The 17,887-nt window shown below is 65.6% G+C and carries 14 protein-coding genes and 1 pseudogene; 12 read left to right on the forward strand and 3 right to left on the reverse strand.

What is annotated here, in order from left to right:
* The first annotated feature begins 128 nt into the window (after window positions 1–128).
* The 3 genes from AB4Z32_RS24875 (at window position 129) to AB4Z32_RS24885 (ending at window position 2,958) form a co-directional block, all read left to right on the forward strand.
* Window positions 129–1,181 carry an IS481 family transposase gene (locus tag AB4Z32_RS24875; RefSeq protein WP_442124542.1) on the forward strand — a complete coding sequence of 351 codons (1,053 nt, stop codon included), beginning with the start codon at window positions 129–131 and terminating at the stop codon, window positions 1,179–1,181.
* Between the two features lie 95 nt (window positions 1,182–1,276).
* Window positions 1,277–1,945, forward strand: a complete 669-nt coding sequence (locus AB4Z32_RS24880; RefSeq protein WP_442124543.1) for a hypothetical protein — start codon at window positions 1,277–1,279, stop codon at window positions 1,943–1,945.
* A gap of 95 nt (window positions 1,946–2,040) precedes the next feature.
* Window positions 2,041–2,958 (forward strand): hypothetical protein, encoded by a 918-nt coding sequence (locus tag AB4Z32_RS24885; RefSeq protein ID WP_442124544.1) that lies wholly within the window; start codon window positions 2,041–2,043, stop codon window positions 2,956–2,958.
* Window positions 2,959–3,122: 164 nt separating this feature from the next.
* Here the strand turns inward: AB4Z32_RS24885 and AB4Z32_RS24890 are convergent, their stop codons facing one another.
* Window positions 3,123–3,380 carry an FAD-dependent oxidoreductase gene (locus tag AB4Z32_RS24890; RefSeq protein WP_442124545.1) on the reverse strand — a complete coding sequence of 86 codons (258 nt, stop codon included), beginning with the start codon at window positions 3,378–3,380 and terminating at the stop codon, window positions 3,123–3,125.
* 788 nt (window positions 3,381–4,168) lie between these two features.
* Between AB4Z32_RS24890 and AB4Z32_RS24895 the strand changes: the two are divergent.
* The 5 genes and pseudogenes from AB4Z32_RS24895 to AB4Z32_RS24915 all read left to right on the forward strand — a co-directional run.
* Window positions 4,169–4,582 (forward strand): annotated as a pseudogene (locus tag AB4Z32_RS24895) (ABC transporter substrate-binding protein); the annotation flags it as partial.
* 15 nt (window positions 4,583–4,597) lie between these two features.
* Window positions 4,598–5,443: an ABC transporter ATP-binding protein gene (locus tag AB4Z32_RS24900; RefSeq protein ID WP_442124546.1), complete on the forward strand. Its 846-nt coding sequence runs from the start codon at window positions 4,598–4,600 to the stop codon at window positions 5,441–5,443.
* Complete coding sequence (locus AB4Z32_RS24905) at window positions 5,440–6,327, forward strand: ABC transporter permease (RefSeq protein ID WP_442124547.1); 888 nt, start codon at window positions 5,440–5,442, stop codon at window positions 6,325–6,327. The genes AB4Z32_RS24900 and AB4Z32_RS24905 overlap by 4 nt, the downstream gene beginning before the upstream one ends.
* A gap of 114 nt (window positions 6,328–6,441) precedes the next feature.
* Window positions 6,442–9,009, forward strand: a complete 2,568-nt coding sequence (locus AB4Z32_RS24910; RefSeq protein WP_442124548.1) for a response regulator — start codon at window positions 6,442–6,444, stop codon at window positions 9,007–9,009.
* Window positions 9,010–9,045: 36 nt separating this feature from the next.
* Window positions 9,046–9,372: a DUF5710 domain-containing protein gene (locus AB4Z32_RS24915; protein ID WP_442124549.1), complete on the forward strand. Its 327-nt coding sequence runs from the start codon at window positions 9,046–9,048 to the stop codon at window positions 9,370–9,372.
* On the opposite strand, the gene AB4Z32_RS24920 is transcribed toward AB4Z32_RS24915, so the two are convergent.
* Complete coding sequence (locus AB4Z32_RS24920) at window positions 9,369–12,212, reverse strand: hybrid sensor histidine kinase/response regulator (RefSeq protein WP_442124550.1); 2,844 nt, start codon at window positions 12,210–12,212, stop codon at window positions 9,369–9,371. The two genes, AB4Z32_RS24915 and AB4Z32_RS24920, sit on opposite strands and share 4 nt — an antisense overlap.
* A gap of 236 nt (window positions 12,213–12,448) precedes the next feature.
* Here AB4Z32_RS24920 and paoA point away from each other — a divergent pair, with 236 nt between their 5' ends.
* From paoA to AB4Z32_RS24940, 4 genes are all read left to right on the forward strand, one after another.
* Window positions 12,449–13,129: an aldehyde dehydrogenase iron-sulfur subunit PaoA gene (gene paoA / locus AB4Z32_RS24925; protein WP_442124551.1), complete on the forward strand. Its 681-nt coding sequence runs from the start codon at window positions 12,449–12,451 to the stop codon at window positions 13,127–13,129.
* A complete protein-coding gene (locus AB4Z32_RS24930; protein ID WP_442124552.1) occupies window positions 13,126–14,079 on the forward strand; it encodes an FAD binding domain-containing protein in 954 nt (317 codons plus the stop codon). Before paoA ends, AB4Z32_RS24930 begins: the two co-directional genes overlap by 4 nt.
* Before the next feature lie 3 nt (window positions 14,080–14,082).
* Entirely contained in the window at window positions 14,083–16,284 is a 2,202-nt protein-coding gene (gene paoC, locus AB4Z32_RS24935) for an aldehyde oxidoreductase molybdenum-binding subunit PaoC (protein WP_442124553.1), read from the forward strand.
* A 106-nt stretch (window positions 16,285–16,390) separates the two neighbouring features.
* Window positions 16,391–16,837, forward strand: a complete 447-nt coding sequence (locus AB4Z32_RS24940) for a hypothetical protein (protein ID WP_442124554.1) — start codon at window positions 16,391–16,393, stop codon at window positions 16,835–16,837.
* Window positions 16,838–16,842: 5 nt separating this feature from the next.
* Here the strand turns inward: AB4Z32_RS24940 and AB4Z32_RS24945 are convergent, their stop codons facing one another.
* Window positions 16,843–17,838 carry an NAD-dependent epimerase/dehydratase family protein gene (locus tag AB4Z32_RS24945; protein WP_442124555.1) on the reverse strand — a complete coding sequence of 332 codons (996 nt, stop codon included), beginning with the start codon at window positions 17,836–17,838 and terminating at the stop codon, window positions 16,843–16,845.
* Window positions 17,839–17,887: the final 49 nt, after the last annotated feature.

Here is a 17,887-nt window from a genome sequence, read left to right on the forward strand (position 1 = left end):
TGTTTAGTTTCGTGTGATCATGTTCCGCGTCGTAGCTGGCCTTTGTTTCGTGCAAAGGCTATGCTGGCTGACTTGATTGCTGGGTTCAGCAGTCCCAGTGATCAATCCCACCAGGAGCAGTTTGCAGCATGAGTTCACGCATCCATCCGCAAGCCCGAACCACGCCGAAAATCCGCCAGGAAATCAAGGATTCCGGCCTGTCGTCCAGGGAAGCGGCCAGAGTGTTCAACGTCACACGGGCCACCGCACAGAAGTGGCTGGGGCGAGACGATGTGCAGGATCGCTCCCATCGTGCCCACACACTGCACACAACCTTGAGCACGGCCCAGGAGGCCATCGTCCTGGCTCTACGTCAGTCGCTCTACCTGCCGCTCGACGATCTGCTGTTCATCACCCAGCAGTACATCAATGCCGATGTGTCCCGCTCCGGTATCGCCCGTCTTCTCAAGCGCGAAGGCATGGCGCGCCTGGAGGATGTAATTCCGAAGGCCGAGGGCGAAACGATCGTACCGAAGAAAACCTTCAAGGACTATGAGCCAGGCTTCATCCACATCGACATCAAGTACCTGCCGCAGATGCCCGACGAGACCTCGCGGCGCTATCTGTTCGTCGCCATCGACCGCGCCACGCGCTGGGTTTTCATGCACATCTACAGCGACATGACCGAAGCGAGCAGCGTCGACTTCCTGCGTCGGCTCAAGCTGGCTTCGCCCATCAAGATCAGCAAGATCCTGACCGACAACGGCTCACAGTTCACCGACCGTTTCGTCACCAAAGACAAGAAGCCCAGCGGCAAGCACGCCTTCGACGTCGCTTGCGCAGCCCTACCTGCCGAGCATCGACTAGCACCGCCGCGTCATCCTCAAACGAATGGCATGGTCGAGCGTTTCAACGGCCGGATCAACGAACTGCTACAGCAAACCCGCTTCGACAGCAGGGCCGATCTGCAGACCACATTGCTGAACTACTTGAAGCTGTACAACCACCACATTCCACAACGCGCCATCGACAATAAAACGCCTATCCTCGCACTCAAGGAATGGCAGCAGAAGCGCCCAGAATTATTCGTCAAACGCGTTTACGATCAAACGGGACTGGACAAACCGGCGCGCCTGTCCAAAGTGGTACTGGCTCATCAAGCAACTCACGGGCAGCAGCGGCTCAGCAAGCGGCAACTTTAATACAGCAGATCTTAACTTCCTCGACGTCGTCTGACGATGACGATAGTTCGTTAGCCCAACAGCGCGCGCTTCGTGCAGAAGCCCAGGCTGCAGCTGTGGCCAGGGAGGAGCAACGGCAAGCTGCGCTGAAGGAACAGCGTTCTCGAACGCTTGCCGATGCGAGCGAAAAAATTCGGCAAGCTAATGAAGCTAAGTACCGCGAATCGCTCGACAATCCTTTCGGGTCCAACGATCGTCCAACTACAGCGGGTAGCGATGTCAATTCTCGTTTAGCAATCCGCATGGCGGCATCTTCTCATTCAGCGGCTCAATCTGAGGAGATTACGCGCCAAAAGGCAAATACCTTAAGCAATCCTAGTGCGTCGGGAGAATGCCCGACCACCCTAGCGCATCTCGCACCTCAACTGCCAGAGTATTCACACTCCGAGCTCACAGCGGTTCGAAATCAAATTTTGATTGAGGATGTGGAAGCGGACTATCAGAGGTTGCTTTCGCAACAAATTTCGCCGGGTGCTGCCGCACGGACTTTCTTGAAAAATGCTAACGAATCGGAAAAGCAACGAGTTGTTGCCATGCAATGTATGCGTACCGTTACCAATAATGCGGACCAGATGCGCGCAGCATTGGAAAACGGGACATATCGTTTTACCGGACGGGGTATTGCCGATAGCTGTGCTGCGAGCTACGTTAACATGTATTACGGCGCTGTGGCGATGAGGGAAATGGCGATCATCGTTTCATGTATGGCGCAGCGCGAAAGATGACTTTTACAAAAATGCTCTACCGGTGGATGACGTCATTCGATGTGCGCGACTCATAGCAATTTTGCTCTACCAAGTGATTGAGAAAGGTGAGGATCATGGTGTTCTTGAAACGATGCACGGTCGCCATGGCGATCCTTTGTTCAATTTCGCTAGCCAGCCAAACTGCGGCAGAGACTCTTCCGGACGTTCCAATTAACCCAACTTATTTAGATTGTGCCGGCGCGTCAGAAGAAATGACAAAGATCGTTTCAAAAGCATCGGACGAGACGATGCAATGTATGCGTCAGCCACCACACTTTGGTCGCTGCGCTAATTCGGGTATGACAGCATGGACTCAATGCTGCGCGCTGGATGCGCGGGCAAATATGTTACGCAATTTGATGTTTGAACGAAGGCAGCAGTGTACAGCGGCGGCGGCGTCACGCGTCAATCGCGAGCGGCAAGACAAAAACGAATCAGAAGAAAATCGTCGCATCGCGGAGCGACTAAAAAAAGCAAATGACTGGACCGAACAGTTCTCGACCGCAAAGGAAATATGGTCAAACCCGACGAAATTCTTTACCGAAGCGCTGAAACCAAATTCACCGCTTTCAAAAATGTTGTTTAAACGAGACAGCGGCGAGGTGCGCGCTGACTTGGGTGAAGAACTATATCGATATCTTCAGACCGGAGCCACTGGCTCTGTGGCTTCTAATCCCGTGATAGCTAAAATACAGAAAAGCTCCCTTGACGAGCTCTCTCGTTATCACCAAGCGTTGACCAATGACTTGTACACTTCGCTTAACGCCATGAAAAAAATTGGAAGTGATAACGAGTCGTCAAGTTCGTCAGTGTTTACCCCGGCCTCGCGACCAAAATCAGCGTACAACCGCACGGATGTGCAGTACTCCGAACTCAAACATAGTTCGCCAGATGAATGTAGCGTCTTGCGAGATGTGACAGCGAGCAGAAACCTGATGACAAGCGATCGACAAAAATGGCTCGAACTTAGCGATCGCTGTGACCGTAAGTAAAGCACGCGGTTTCGATTACTCATAAAGAAAGCCGTATGGCGTTAGATGTTGCAATAACTGATGCGAACGCCAAGGGCAAGTGCAGCGTCGAGCAGCACTTGCGACAGGGCCAGGCGACTCACGCTCCGCGCTGGTACTTCCTCATACGTGAAATCGACCAGGGTCTAGTTGCGATGACAGGTCCCTAGCAGGCCTGTAACAGGAACACTGGCGTCATGGAAGGCTTTGCCAACGCCGAGCATTTCAAATGCGGCAATGCCCTGCGGTTGTATCAACACGCCGGCGCCGAGCGACGCCATACCGGCGTGCTTTTCAAAAACTGTGACGTGGTGCCCGGCACGGGGAAGCGCAATAGCGGCTGCCAAGCCGGCAGTGCCAGCGCCGACGATTCCGACCCTGAGAGGATTGCTATTTGGCATCATCTAATTACTCTAGATGATGCGCGCCCGCTTGGACTACCGGGCGCACTCGCGAGGTAGCCAGATCGGCGAATTAAGTTTCAAAAGGCTCGAAGGATTTAACAATCAATGATTCGACGGTCACATCGAGTGTATGAGACCCTTAATCGTGTTCGTCCACTCATACTTCCTATAATTTGGAAATTTCGTAATGGGTTTGTGCACCTACCGCAGCTCTCATTTAGCCTCATAACGAGGCTGTCGTTAGTCGAATTTAAATCACAGAGCGGATCCTGTGACCGTCAGCGGTCCGTCGACGTACTTCAAGTTCACGCGCATGCTGAGTACGCCACACTACGGTTGGCGTACCTTGCGGACATCTGGTGACTCGCCACATGCCAAATTAGCACGGGTACGAGTCGGCCGGCACGGATCAGCCCCGCGGCCAATAGCGACGAGACCTGGGCCATGACCTGTCCAGTCAGCGCCGCCTGTATCCCCAGTCCCAGCGCCTTCGGCGCTGGGACTGGCGAGCACCCGCGCAGCTCACCCTTGACGCTGGCGTAGCGGCCCACGCTCACCGAGTGGTGGCAGGGGTGTGGTTTTACCCTTGCCGCCCGAGGATCGAACGCAGTCGTTCGCGAGGTATCGTAGGGGGCGGAGCCCCCGGGAGTGACTCTTGGATCCTTATGGACGATAATTGTGGACACTTTATGTCCTGCTGTTCGGGCCAGATTTGCATCCATTCGTTGATTTAACTGGTTCCTGTGCCACCCACCCACCCCTTGTGGACATAATTTCGTTCTGCAAAGCCACCTTTCCAGGAACAGGAACTGGCCGGCAATCCGAAGGCCCACATTGTGCTGAATTCATATGAGGTGCTGGGCGGCCCGGCGTCGTCCACGGTGCTCTACGCCACCGAAAAATGGGTGAAGGAAAACCCGAAGACCTACCGCGCCTTCATCGACGCACTGAACGAAGCGGCCCAGCTGATCAGCGCCAACCGCGAGCTGGCCGCCGACGCCTACCTGCGCGTGACCAAGGCCAGGACCGACCGCGCTTTCCTCCTGAAGGTGATCGGCAATCCGCAGATCCAGTTCAAGGTGGCGCCGCAGAATACCCTGGGCCTGGCCCGGTTCCTGCACCAGGCCGGCGCGATCAGGAAGCAGCCGGCGTCGTGGCGCGACTACTTCTTCGAGCATCCGGCGCTGGCGTCGGGCAGCTGAAGGGGAGGGCGCAGCATGAACATCTATCCTTTCCAGGCGCCGGCGCCCCTGTTGCGGGCCCAGGACCTCAGCATCGACTACACGAGCGGCGGCGCCCGGGTGCGCGCCACCCACGAGGTCAGTTTCGACGTTCATGAGGGCGACCGCTTCGTGCTGCTCGGGCCTTCCGGCTGCGGCAAGTCGACCCTGCTGAAGGCTGCCGCCGGCTTCGTCCAGCCGACCTCCGGCGGCCTGCTGCTGCGCGGCCGCCGCATCGTTGGGCCGGGCCGCGACCGCATCGTCGTGTTCCAGGAATTCGACCAGCTGCCGCCGTGGAAGACGGTCAGGCAGAACGTGATGTTCCCGCTGCTGGCGGGCGGCGTGAAGCGCAGGGAGGCCGAGGCCCGCGCCCTGCACTGGATCGGGACGGTCGGGCTGGCGCGCTTTGCCGACAGCTATCCGCACACCCTGTCGGGCGGGATGAAGGCGAGGGTGGCGATCGCGCGCGCGCTGGCGATGCAGCCCGACATCCTGCTGATGGACGAACCCTTCGCGGCGCTGGACGCGCTCACCCGCCGCCGCATGCAGGAAGAGCTGCAGGCGCTGTGGGAAGAGGCCCGCTTCACCATGCTGTTCGTCACCCATTCGATCGAGGAAGCGCTGGTGGTCGGCAACCGCATCCTGCTGCTGTCGCCGCATCCGGGCCGGGTGCGGGCCGAGATCGACAGCCACCAGTTCGGCCTGGCCAGCAGCGGCAGCGCCGAATTCCAGGCCGCGGCCCAGCGCATCCACCGCCTGCTGTTCGGCGAACAGAGCCTTGATCCGTCCCGGCCCGACGAGGACGTCACCGTGGCCGTGCCGACCCTGGCGGTGCGCTCATGAACGCCCGCGTTGAACCGCCGGTGCGGCCGGAATACGAGCTGCCGCTGCTGCCACCGCCGCCGCTCGAGGCGGCAGCGCGGCCCGCCACGGCCCGCGAACGCCTGGGCCGGACCCTGCTGCAAGCCGGCTGGCTGCGCAAGGCCGTGCTGCTGGCCTTGCTGGCCGCGCTGTGGGAATGGGCGGCCCACGTGGCCGGCAACGACCTGCTGCTGCCGGGTTTCCTGCAGACCGCGCGCGCGTTCGTGGACGGCGTGGTGTCAGGCGAGCTGCCACGCTACGTGGGGGTGTCGCTGGGCGTGCTGCTGCAGGGCTACCTGGCCGGCGTGGCGGGTGCCTTCCTGCTGACGTCCGTGGCGATGAGCAGCCGCATCGGCCGCGACCTGCTGGAGACCCTGACCGCCATGTTCAACCCGCTGCCGGCGATCGCCTTGCTGCCGCTGGCCCTGCTCTGGTTCGGGCTGGGCAAGGGCAGCCTGGTGTTCGTGCTGGTGCACTCCGTGATGTGGCCGCTGTCGCTGAACGCCTACGCCGGCTTCCGTGCGGTGCCGCAGACCCTGCGCATGGCCGGCCGCAACTACGGCCTGGGCGGGCTCCGGATCGTCACCCAGATCCTGGTGCCGGCGGCGCTGCCGGCCATCCTGTCCGGCCTGAAGATCGGCTGGGCCTTCGCCTGGCGCACCCTGATCGCGGCCGAGCTGGTGTTCGGCACCACCTCGGGCAAGGGCGGCCTCGGCTGGTACATTTTCCAGAGCCGCAACGAGCTGTTCACCGACAAGGTGTTTGCCGGACTCGCCACCGTGATCGTGATCGGCCTGCTGTTCGAGCATATCGTGTTCGACGCGGTGGAACGCCTGACGGTCAGGCGCTGGGGCATGCAGGGCTGAATGTGTTAATTTGAAGACATCTTCTTGTCGGGGTGACGGCAAAAAGTTAAAATTGAGGAAATTGCCGTTTGCATTCTTCCTGAAGCGGCCCCTGCTTGAGGTATCCTCCGCGACATGAGCCCTTCGCCGACCAGCCAGCCCGTCAACACCATCGCCCAGCACCCGCCCGCCCTCGCCACCGAATCCGCGCTCGAACAGGCCAAGATCAGCCGCCCCTACCGCGAGCTGTTGCGCCTGTTCGAGCAGGCACCCGGCTTCGTCTGCTTCTTCCGCGGGCCGGAGCATGTGTACGAGCTGCAGAACCATGCCCATCACCGACTGGCCGGCTTCAAGGACATCATCGGCAAGCCGGTCAGGGTAGCGCTGCCGGAACTCGAGGGCCAGCAGTTCTTCGAGCTGCTCGACCAGGTGTTCGCCAGCGGCCAGGCCTTCGTCGGCACCGCGCTGCCGCTGGGCGTGATTCCCGCCGGCGGCGGCGAGGCGACCCTGCGCTACATCGACTTCGTCTACCAGCCCATCGTCGACGACGGCGGCAGCGTGGTCGGCATCTTCTCGCAGGGGAACGACGTGACCGAGCGGGTGCTGGCCGAGGAAGGCTTGCGCCGCAAGCAGGAAGAACTCGAGCGCATGGTGGAGCAGCGCACCGCGGCCCTGGCCGAGGCCCATGCCGCCCTCAAGCTGGCCAACGAGCTGCAGGGCGACAAGATGCACCTGCAGCGCCTGTTCGAGCAGGCACCCGGCTTCATTTGCGTGCTGCGCGGGCCCGAGCATGTGTACGAACTGGCGAACGCCGCCTACCGCAGCCTCACCGGCGGCCGCGAACTGATCGGCAAGACCATCCGCGCGGCCCTGCCTGAAGTGGTGGCCCAGGGCTTCGGCGACCTGCTCGACCAGGTCTACCGCAGCGGCAAGCCCTTCATCGGGCGTTCGGTGCCGGTGGTGCTGGACAACGGCCCGGACGGCGGCAGCGAGACCCGCCACCTGGACTTCATCTACCAGCCGGTGCTGGATCCGATGGGCGCCGTGATCGGCATCTTCGTGCAGGGCAGCGACGTCACCGAGCAAAAGCTGGCGCAGGACGAACTGGCGCGGCACCAGCTCGAACTGGAGTCCCTGGTCAGCGCCCGCACCGAGGAGTTGTCCGCGGCCCAGCATGCGCTGCAGCGCTCGCAAAAGCTGGAAGCGATCGGCAAGCTGACCGGCGGCGTGGCCCATGACTTCAACAATATCCTGCAGGTGGTCGGCGGCAACCTCGAACTGTTGCAGCGCCGCCTGCCGGACGGCGAGGGCCGGCAGTTGCTGGGCTCCGCCCTGCAGGCGGTGGAGCGGGGCGGCAAGCTGTCCGCGCAGCTGCTGGCCTTCGCCCGCCGCCAGCCGCTGCAGCCGGTGGTGGTGAACCCCGGCCGCATCGTCGGCGGCATGGACGACCTGCTGCGGCGCGCGCTGGGCGAAACCATCCAGATCGAGACCGTGCGCGGCGGCGGCCTGTGGAATACGGTGGTCGACCCCAACCAGCTCGAGAACGTGATCCTCAACCTGGCGATCAATGCGCGCGACGCCATGCCGGGCGGCGGCCGCCTTACCATCGAGATCGGCAACGCCCTGCTGGACGATTCCTACGTGGCGGCCGAGCCGGACATCACGCCCGGCCAGTACGTGATGATCGCGGTGTCCGATACCGGCAGCGGCATGGGCCGCGAAGTGCTGGAGCGCGCCTGCGAACCCTTCTTCACGACCAAGCCGGAAGGCGTCGGCACCGGCCTCGGCCTGTCGATGGCCTACGGCTTCGTCAAGCAGACCGGCGGCCACTTCAAGATCTACAGCGAGCCCGGTGAAGGCACCACGGTGAAGATGTATTTCCCGCGCAGCTTCGAGGCCGAGAACACGGCCACCCGCCTGACCGGCGGCCCGGTGGAAGGCGGCAGCGAGACCGTGCTGGTGGTCGAGGACGATCCGGCGGTGCAGCGCACCGTGGTCGAGATGCTGGGCAGCCTGGGCTACAGCGTGCTGAAGGCCGACAACGCCACCGCCGCGCTGTGCATCGTCAAGAGCGGCATGCCGATCGACCTGCTGTTCACCGACGTCGTCATGCCCGGACCGCTGCGCAGCCCCGAGCTGGCGCGCCAGGCCAAGGAACTGCTGCCCGGCCTGGCGGTGCTGTTTACCTCCGGCTATACGCAGAACGCGATCGTGCACGGCGGCCGCCTCGATCCCGGTGTCGAGCTGCTGTCCAAGCCCTACGGCCGCGAGCAGCTGGCGCGCAAGGTACGCCACCTGCTGGCCAACCGCGCCATCCCGGCGGCGCCGGTACCCGGCAGCGCGGCGCCGTCCGCGGCGCGGCGCCGGATCCTGGTGGCCGAAGACAATCCGGACCTGATGCGGACCACCTGCAGCCTGTTCGACGCCCTCGGCCACGACGTCAAGGGCGCCGGCACCTTCGGCGCGGCCACCAGCCTGCTGGAGGAAATCCGCTTCGACCTGCTGTTCACCGACATCGACCTGGCCGGCGCGTCTGGGGTCGAGCTGGCGCGGATCGCGGTGGAGCGCCAGCCGGCGCTGCGGGTGGCGTTCGCGTCCGGCTACGGCGCGCCGGACCGCGACGAGGTCGGCTTCCCGTTCTGGATCGTCGCCAAGCCCTACCGGCTGGAAGACCTCGAGGGCGTGCTGGAGCGGCTGGGCTGAGGCCCGGCCTGGCGGCGCCGATGGTATGATGGCGGCATGACGTTTCTGAATGTTCCCTACGCGGAAAAAGACCAGGCCCGCGAACTCGGCGCACGTTGGAATCCCAGCCGCAAGCGCTGGTATGTGCCGCCCGGCGTCGCCCTCGACGCCTTCGCCCGCTGGATGCCGAAGGAGGGTGAGCCGCCATCCGACCGCGATGCCCGCGCCGCCAAGCTGGTGACCGGCAGCCGCTATGTCGAGATCGACCACGCCTGCAATCCCTTCGAGCCCTGCGCCCAGTGCGCGCCGCTGCTGGCGGAAAAGGGCTGGACCGCCGCCCGCGAAGACGTGCTGAAGGCGCTCAGGGCGCTGGCGCCGCGCTAGCTTTTCGCCGCGGGCGCTTCCCCCAGCGCCGCCAGCAGGGCCTCGAGGTCGACCGGCTTGACGAAGTGGCGGTCGAAGCCGGCCGCTTTCGACAGCACCTTGTCGTGGGCCTGGCCGTAGCCGGTCAGCGCCAGGTACACCGCACGGCGCTCGTGCGGCTTCTGTTCCGCCATCGCGCGCAGGCGCCGCGCCAGCGCATAACCGTCGATGTCCGGCAGGCCGATGTCGAGGATGAAGACCTGGGGCCAGTCCTGTTCCGCCAGCGCCAGCGCGACCTGTGGTTCGTGCGCGACCGCGACCTGGTGGCCGAGGGCGTGCAGGATCTCGGCCAGGGACTGGGCCGCATCGTGATTGTCGTCGACGATCAGGATCGACAGGTCGGGCAGCTCCTCCGGCGCCACCGGGCGGCCGTCGCCGGCTGCGCGATTGCGTCCCGCCTCCGCCAGCGGCAGCACGATGCGAAATAGGCTGCCCTGGCCGGCGCCCGCGCTGTCGGCCTCGACGCTACCGCCATGCAGGACCGCCAGGCTTTTCACCAGCGCCAGGCCCAGGCCCAGCCCGCCCTGGGCGCGGTCGGGCGTGCGTTCGGCCTGGGTGAAGAGGTCGAACACCTGGGGCAGGAGCTCGGGCCCGATGCCGATGCCGTTGTCGCGCACCGAGATCGCCGCGCTGCCTTCGCCGACTTCCAGCGACAGTGCAATCGCGCCGCCCTGGGGCGTGTACTTGGCGGCGTTGTTGAGCAGGTTCGCCACCACCTGCACCAGGCGGATGCGGTCGCCGTCGACCCAGGCCGGGGCGGCGTCCATGGCCTGGTCGAGGCGATGGCGGCGCGCTTCGATCAGCGGGCGCGCCTGCTCGACCGCGCTGGCCACGACCGCCTTCAGGTCGACCCGTTCGTGCTGCAGCTCGACCAGGCCGCGCGTGACGCGAGAGACGTCCAGCAGGTCGTCCACCAGCCCGGTCAGGTGGCGCACCTGGCGGATGATGATCTCGCTCGACTGGCGTACCCGCTTCTCGTCGGCGGCGGCGCGCACCAGCAGCTGGGCGGCGCTGCTGATCGGCGCCAGCGGGTTGCGCAGCTCGTGCGCCAGCATCGCCAGGAATTCGTCCTTGCGGCGCGCCGCCGCCTTCAGTTCTTCCTCGTTGCGCTTCTTGTCGTGGATGTCGGCCAGGGCGCCCATCCAGCGCACGATGGCGCCGTCCTCGCCGGTGACGGGCAGGGCGCGGTTCAGCACCCAGCGCCATTCGCCGCTGTGGTGGTAGAGGCGATGCTCGACCTCGTAGGGCGACCCCGCCGCCAGGCTGAGGGCCCAGGCCTCGCGCAGGCCGGGCAGGTCGTCGGGATGGACGATCTTGCCCCAGCCATGGCCGCCCAGCTCTTCCTCCGGCATGCCGGTGAACTCGCGCCAGCGCATGTTCAGGTAGTCGTTGGTGCCGCTGGCGTCGGCCGACCAGACCAGCTGCGGGATCAGGTCGGCGATCGAACGGAAGCGGGCTTCGCTGTCCTTCATCGCGCGCTCGGCCGCGATCCGCGCCGTGATGTCGAGGTTGGCGGCCACCGCGCCGACGATCTCGTTGCGTTCGTTACGGATGGCGGCGGTGCGGATCAGGATCGTGCGCCGGGTGCCGGGTGCGCCGAAAGGTTCGATCTCGGCGATGCCGCCGCTGACATCTTCGCCGCGCAGCACGCGCGAAATCGGCCATTCGTCGGCGCGGATGCGTTGGCCGGCACGCGGATCGCCGGCCGGCCACCAGCCTTTCCACTCTTCGTAACCCTCGGTCTCGCCGGGCGCCGGATGGCTGCCCCAGATCTCGCGGTTGGTGGCGTTCGCCGCCATCAGGTCGCCGGCCGCGTCGACGTAGACGATGCCGACCGGGGCCGCGTCCAGCAGCACGTCCAGGCGGCGCCGGTTTTCCAGCTCGCGCAGCAGCGCCTTCGAGGCGACCCGCTCGCTCTCGTCGCGCGCCAGTTCGGCGTTCTTGCGTTCGGTGATGTCGACGGCGACACCGGCGAAGCGGCGCTTGCCGGTGACGAGGTCGTGGAAGACCTTGCCGCGGGCGTTGACCCAGGCATCCGGCCGCGACAGCTGCGGGATGCGGTAGTCGATGTTGTACGGTGTATCGGTGGCGATCGCGTGCTGGATCGCGGCGACCACGCGCGGGCGGTCGTCCGGATGGATCATATCGGTGAAGCGTTCGAGCTCGGTGCCGGCGCGCGCCAGCGCCGCATCGACCTGGAACAGGCGCGCGAATTGCTCGTCGACGAAGGTGGCGCCGGTATCGAGTTCATACGCCCAGGTGCCGATATTGCCGGACGCCTCGATACACAGGGCGTAGCGTTCCTCGGCTTCCTTGTGGCGCGCCAGAGCCAGGACCTTGTCGGTGACTTCGACCACGGTGCACAGCAGGCCGCGCACCACGCCGCTGTCGTCCCGCAGGGGGCTGTAGGAGAAGGTGAACCAGGCCTGTTCCGGGTAGCCATTGCGCCCCACCGTCAGCTTGAAGTTCTCGAAGAACAGGGCCTCGCCTTCCAGTACGCGGCGCGCCAGCGGGGCCATGGTGTCCCAGACTTCGGACCACAGCCTTGGCAGCGGAGTGCCGATCGCGCCCTCGACCTTGTTGCCCAGCATGGGCGCATAGGCGTCGTTGTGGAAGACGAACAGCTCCTCGCCCCAGGCCAGGAAGGTCGGGAAGGAGGAGCCCAGCACCATGCCCAGCGACATGCGCAGCGAGGCCGGCCAGCCGTCTAGCGGTCCGAGCGGATGGGCGTTCCAGTCGCGTGCAAGGGTGCGCGCACCGGCGTCGCCGCCGTTGGCGAGGAAAGCATCGCGGTGGTTCATCGTGGGCGGATCCGGTCGGGTCAAACGAAGGATTGTACCGAAGTATTGCTGGCGCCGCCCGCACGCCTCGGCCGCGGGCCCGGGGTTGGTGATGCTTCAGGGCACGACTTGCTTCGGGAAATGCAGCGATTCGGCTTGCATCGATCTGGTGCAAATTCGTCCAGGCCGAACAGTGTGCGGTGCAGGGCGGGAATCGACTTAAGATGGCGACGCGAATCTCCGGAAAGGAAGCAGGCATGAACGAACATTTCAGGATCGAGGGCGCCGGTATCGACAGCGGGCGGCGCGAACTGCTGATCGCGGGGGCGCTGTCGGCCACCGCGGCGGCGCTGCCGGCCGGCGCCGCTGCCCAGGCGCCGGCGGTGGCGAAGGCGACCGAGGCATCGACCCCGGCGCCGGTGCTGTCCAGAGTGGCGCTGCGCGTCAACGGCCAGCGCTACGAGAAGGAAGTCGATACGCGCACCACCTTGCTCGACCTGCTGCGCGAACACCTGCAGCTGACCGGCACCAAGAAGGGCTGCGACCAGGGCCAGTGCGGCGCCTGCACCGTGATCGCCGACGGCCGACGCATCAATTCCTGCCTCAGCCTGGCGCTGATGCACGAGGGCGCCGAGATCGTCACGATCGAGGGACTGGGCAGCCCGGGCCAGCTGCATCCGCTGCAGGCGGCTTTCGTGAAGCACGACGGCTACCAGTGCGGCTATTGCACGCCCGGCCAGATCTGCTCGGCCACGGCGATGCTGGACGAGGTGAGGCAGGGCATTCCGAGCCACGTCACGGCCGACCTGGACGCCCGCCCGCTGCTTTCGCCGATGGAGATGCGCGAGCGCATGAGCGGGAATATCTGCCGCTGCGGCGCCTACTCCAACATCATCGAGGCGATTTCGGAAGTCGCCGGCGTGGGAGCCAAAGCATGAGAGCCTTCACCTACCAGCGCGTTGGCACTCCGGTGGAGGCCGCGCAGGCGGCCGCCGCGGCGCAAGGGGCGCGCTTCATCGCCGGCGGCACCAACCTGCTCGACCTGATGAAGCTGGAGATCGAGACGCCGGTCCACCTGATCGACGTGAACGGCGCCGGCATGGACCGCATCGAGCCGACCGGCGACGGCGGCCTGCGGGTCGGCGCCCTGGTGCGCAACACCGACCTGGCGGCCGATCCGCGCGTGCGGCGCGACTACGCCGTGCTGTCGCGGGCCCTGCTGGCCGGCGCCTCCCCGCAGTTGCGCAACAAGGCGACCACTGCCGGCAACCTGCTGCAGCGCACCCGCTGTCCCTATTTCTACGATACCGCCCAGCCCTGCAACAAGCGCCATCCCGGCAGCGGTTGCTCGGCGATCGGCGGCTTCAACCGCCACCACGCCATCGTCGGCACCAGCGAAGCCTGCATCGCCACCCATCCGAGCGATATGGCGGTGGCGATGCGGCTGCTGGATGCGCAGGTCGAGACGGTGCGCGCGGACGGCGCCAGGCGCGTGATCCCGATCGCCGACTTCCACCGGCTGCCGGGCGACACGCCGCACCTCGAGCACGTGCTGGCGCCGGGAGAGCTGATCACGGCGGTGACCTTGCCGAAGCCGCTGGGCGGGCGCCATTTCTACCAGAAGGTGCGCGACCGCTCCTCCTACGCTTTCGCGCTGGTATCGGTGGCGGCGGTGGTGCAGGCGGACGGCAGCGGCAGGGTGGCGCTGGGCGGCGTCGCCCACAAGCCCTGGCGCATCCCCGGCGCCGAACAGCAGCTGGCGCGCGGCGGCAGGGCGGTGACGGAGCAGCTGCTGGCCGGCGCCCGCACCACCCAGGACAACGCATTCAAGGTGCCCCTCGTGCAGCGCACGATCGACGGGGTCCTGCTCGAAGCAAGGAGGGCATGAAGCATGAAATTCACGACGCCAGCCGGGACCAATCCGATCGACCGCCTGAAGGTGGTCGGCCGCCCGACCGACCGTATCGACGGTCCGCTGAAGACGACCGGCACCGCGCCCTATGCCTATGAACAGAACAAGGCGATTCCGGATGCCGCCTACGGCTATGTGGTGGGCGCCGGCATCGCCAAGGGCCGCATCGTGGCCATGGACCTGTCGGCGGCGAAGCGCGCCCCGGGCGTGATCGCCATCGTCACGGCAGAGAATGCCGGCAAGCTGGGCAAGGGCAAGTTCAACACCGCGGTCCTGCTGGGCGGGCCGCAGATCGAGCACTACCACCAGGCGGTGGCGCTGGTGGTGGCCGAGACCTTCGAGCAGGCGCGCGCCGCCGCCGCCCTGGTGAGGGTCGAGTATGCGAAGACCAAGGGCGAGTACGACCTGGCCAGGGCCAAGGACGGCGCCGGCCTCGCAAAGAAGGAAGACAAGCCCGAGACCCGCACCGGCGACTTCAAGGGCGCCTGGGCCGCGGCCCCGGTCAAGCTGGACGCCATCTACACCACCCCCGACCAGTCGCACGCGATGATGGAGCCGCATGCCTCGATCGCGAAATGGGAAGGCGACAAGCTGACCATCTTCACCTCGAACCAGATGGTCAACTGGGGCATGAAGGACATGGCCAGGACCCTCGGCATCGCCGAGGAGAACGTGCACCTGGTCTCGCCCTACGTGGGCGGTGGCTTCGGCGGCAAGCTGTTCCTGCGTTCCGAAGCCCTGCTGGCGGCGCTCGGCGCGAAGGCGGCGAAGCGGCCGGTGAAGGTGACCCTGCAGCGCGCCATCATGTTCAACAATACGACCCACCGGCCGGCCACCATCCAGCGCATCCGCATCGGCTGCACGCGCGAAGGGCGCATCACGGCCATCGCCCACGAGAGCTGGTCGGGCGACCTGCCGGACGGGAAGCCGGAAACCGCGGTGCAGCAGACCCGCCTGCTGTATGCGGGCCCGAACCGCTACACGGCCTTGCGCCTGGCGACCCTGGACCTGCCGGAAGCGAACGCGATGCGCGCGCCGGGCGAGGCGCCGGGCATGATGGCGCTCGAGATCGCGATCGACGAGATGGCGGAAAAGCTGAAGATGGATCCGGTGACCTTCAGGATCATCAACGACACCGGCGTCGATCCGGAAAAGCGCGAGCGCAAATTCTCGCAGCGCCGGCTGGTCGACTGCCTGCGCCAGGGCGCCGAACGCTTCGGCTGGAACAAGCGCAATCCGGTGCCGGGCCAGGTGCGCGACGGCCGCTGGCTGGTCGGCCATGGCATGGCCGCGGCCTTCCGCAACAACCTGGTGATGCGCTCGGCGGCGCGGGTGCGCCTGGAGCGCGACGGCCAGGTGACCGTGGAAACCGACATGACCGACATCGGCACCGGCAGCTACACCATCATCGCCCAGACCGCGGCCGAGATGATGGGCCTTCCGCTGGAGCAGGTGGTGGTGCGGCTGGGCGACTCGAACTACCCGGTGTCCGCCGGTTCGGGCGGGCAGTGGGGCGGCAACAGCTCGACCGCCGGCGTCTACGCGGCCTGCGTGCGCCTACGCGAGCTGGTGGCGCAGAAGCTGGGGCTGGATCCGGCCAGCGCCGAATTTGCCGACGGCATGGTGTCGGCCGGCGGAAAACGCTTCCCGCTGCGCCAGGCGGCCGAGGGCGGCGAGCTGAATGCCGAGGACAAGATGGAGTATGGTGAGCTCGACAAGAAATACCAGCAATCCACCTTCGGCGCCCACTTTGTCGAGGTCGGGGTCGACGCCGTCACCGGCGAGACGCGGGTGCGGCGCATGCTGGCCGTGTGCGCGGCCGGCCGCATCCTGAATCCGAAGTCGGCGCGCAGCCAGGTGATCGGTGCGATGACGATGGGCGTGGGCGCGGCCCTGATGGAAGAACTGGTGGTCGACCAGCGCATCGGTTGTTTCATCAACCACGACCTCGCCATGTACGAGGTGCCGGTGCATGCCGACATCCCGCACCAGGATGTCGTCTTCCTCGACGAGACCGATCCGGTTTCCTCGCCGATGAAGGCCAAGGGCGTGGGCGAACTAGGGATCTGCGGGGTCGGCGCGGCGGTCGCCAATGCGATCTACAACGCCACCGGGGTGCGGGTACGTGATTATCCTGTCACCCTCGACAAGCTGTTGCCGAAATTGCCTTCCGTGGCGTAGCTGCAACCGGCAGAAGGGAGAATCGCGATCCTGTGATTTTTGGAGAGCTTCTTTAGGGGTAGCGGTAGTAGTATGACGAGCGTCAACCTACCGGAGCCCGAATGCCATGCTGACAGTCGAAACCCTGGAACGTCCCGAAGCGGCGGCCGACGAATGGCTGCGCCTGGGCGTGCGCATCGTCGTCACCGGACGTGGCAGCGCGAATTCCCAGACCGTGCTGCAGCAGGTGCTGGCCCTGTTCTGGCCGGTGGCCGAACTCTACGATTTCTACACGACGCCGTATCCGCGCCTGCCGGATGCCACCGTGCTGCGGATCGCCTTCGACCTGCCGGCCGGCTACGAGTCGGGCGTGAGCGGCATCGTGCAATCCATCGGCGGCTCCGGCTGGACCGTCGACATCTACGAAGACGGCGAGCAGGCCGCCTGCTGGAAGCCGGAAGGCGGCGCCGTGCGGCCGCTGTGCGAGCATTTCCATTCGGCCGAGATCAACCTGATCCCGTCCTCCCACCTGGCGGAATTCCGCAAGTCGGCGGCGCCGCGCCTGCTCCAGTAAGCCGATCAGGCGGGACGTTCGGCCAGTGGCGGCGCCGGCAGGCAGCCCAGTCCCGCCAGCGTCGCCTCCACCGCCTGGTCCAGCGGCGTGTGCGCTTCCTTGCCAAGCACCGCCAGCAGCTTCGCATTGTCCATCCTGACCGGCTGTTGCCACAGGTAGCGCATCTCCAGCAGCTCGCGCATGGTGGCGTGGAAGGGCGCGGCGATATGCGCCAGCCACCACGGGAATGCGGCGATGCGCGGCGGCCTTCCTCCCGCGCGCACGACCGCGCGCACCACTGCCTGCGCCATGCCGGTGCCGTCTTCATCCCAATGCCCGCCCATGTGGAAGGACGCGAAGGATTCAAGGCGTTCACGCCGGCCGATCAGTTCCACCATCGCCGCGGCCACATCCGGCAGGTAGGCCCACTGGTGGCCTGCGCCGAACCGCGCCGGATTCAGGATGCGGGTGACGGGGCGGCCGGCTGAGACCATGCCTTGCGCGAACCAGTTGTTGCCGGCGCGTGGGCCGAAGTAATCGCCGGCGCGCAGCACCAGCGCCCGTCCGCCGCGGGCGCAGAAATCGCGCAGCTCCGCCTCCATCCGCACCCGGATCGCGCCCTTGCGCGTGGCCGGGTGCTGGGGCGCGTCTTCCGTCAGCAGCGGAAACGCGTCTTCACCGTAGTTGTAGACCGTCCCCGGGAGCACGACCAGCGCGCCGCCGGCTTGCGCCGCGGCGATCGTATTCGCCAGCATGGGCAGCACCAGCTTGTCCCAGTCGCGGTAGCCGGGCGGATTGACGGCATGGACGATGACGGCGCAGCCGGCCGCAGCGCGCAACACGTCCGCCGCCTTCAGCGCATCGCCACCGATCCAGTCCAGGCCATCGGCGCCGCGCCCTTCCCGGGCCAGGCCGCGTTTCAGCGCCTTGACCGTCCAGCCTTCCGCGCGCAGCTGGCGCGCCGCTTCTCCGCCGATGCCGCCGCCAGCCCCCAGTACCAATGCCGTCTTTCCGCCTTCCATATGCCCTCCCGTCGTGCCTTTCGCTTGAAGATGCGGCACAGTGTGCGCG

The sequence above is a fragment of the Massilia sp. 2TAF26 genome (assembly GCF_052115005.1).
In the GTDB taxonomy this organism is placed as follows: domain Bacteria; phylum Pseudomonadota; class Gammaproteobacteria; order Burkholderiales; family Burkholderiaceae_D; genus Telluria.

Coding starts and splice junctions, on each gene's coding strand:
- AB4Z32_RS24915 (WP_442124549.1), top strand. CDS start 9,046: ATGACGTTTCTGAATGTTCCCTACGCGGAAAAAGACCAGGCCCGCGAA.
- AB4Z32_RS24945 (WP_442124555.1), bottom strand. CDS start 17,838: ATGGAAGGCGGAAAGACGGCATTGGTACTGGGGGCTGGCGGCGGCATC.
- AB4Z32_RS24910 (WP_442124548.1), top strand. CDS start 6,442: ATGAGCCCTTCGCCGACCAGCCAGCCCGTCAACACCATCGCCCAGCAC.
- AB4Z32_RS24940 (WP_442124554.1), top strand. CDS start 16,391: ATGCTGACAGTCGAAACCCTGGAACGTCCCGAAGCGGCGGCCGACGAA.
- paoC (WP_442124553.1), top strand. CDS start 14,083: ATGAAATTCACGACGCCAGCCGGGACCAATCCGATCGACCGCCTGAAG.
- AB4Z32_RS24905 (WP_442124547.1), top strand. CDS start 5,440: ATGAACGCCCGCGTTGAACCGCCGGTGCGGCCGGAATACGAGCTGCCG.
- AB4Z32_RS24890 (WP_442124545.1), bottom strand. CDS start 3,380: ATGATGCCAAATAGCAATCCTCTCAGGGTCGGAATCGTCGGCGCTGGC.
- AB4Z32_RS24920 (WP_442124550.1), bottom strand. CDS start 12,212: ATGAACCACCGCGATGCTTTCCTCGCCAACGGCGGCGACGCCGGTGCG.
- AB4Z32_RS24930 (WP_442124552.1), top strand. CDS start 13,126: ATGAGAGCCTTCACCTACCAGCGCGTTGGCACTCCGGTGGAGGCCGCG.
- AB4Z32_RS24900 (WP_442124546.1), top strand. CDS start 4,598: ATGAACATCTATCCTTTCCAGGCGCCGGCGCCCCTGTTGCGGGCCCAG.
- AB4Z32_RS24885 (WP_442124544.1), top strand. CDS start 2,041: ATGGTGTTCTTGAAACGATGCACGGTCGCCATGGCGATCCTTTGTTCA.
- AB4Z32_RS24875 (WP_442124542.1), top strand. CDS start 129: ATGAGTTCACGCATCCATCCGCAAGCCCGAACCACGCCGAAAATCCGC.
- paoA (WP_442124551.1), top strand. CDS start 12,449: ATGAACGAACATTTCAGGATCGAGGGCGCCGGTATCGACAGCGGGCGG.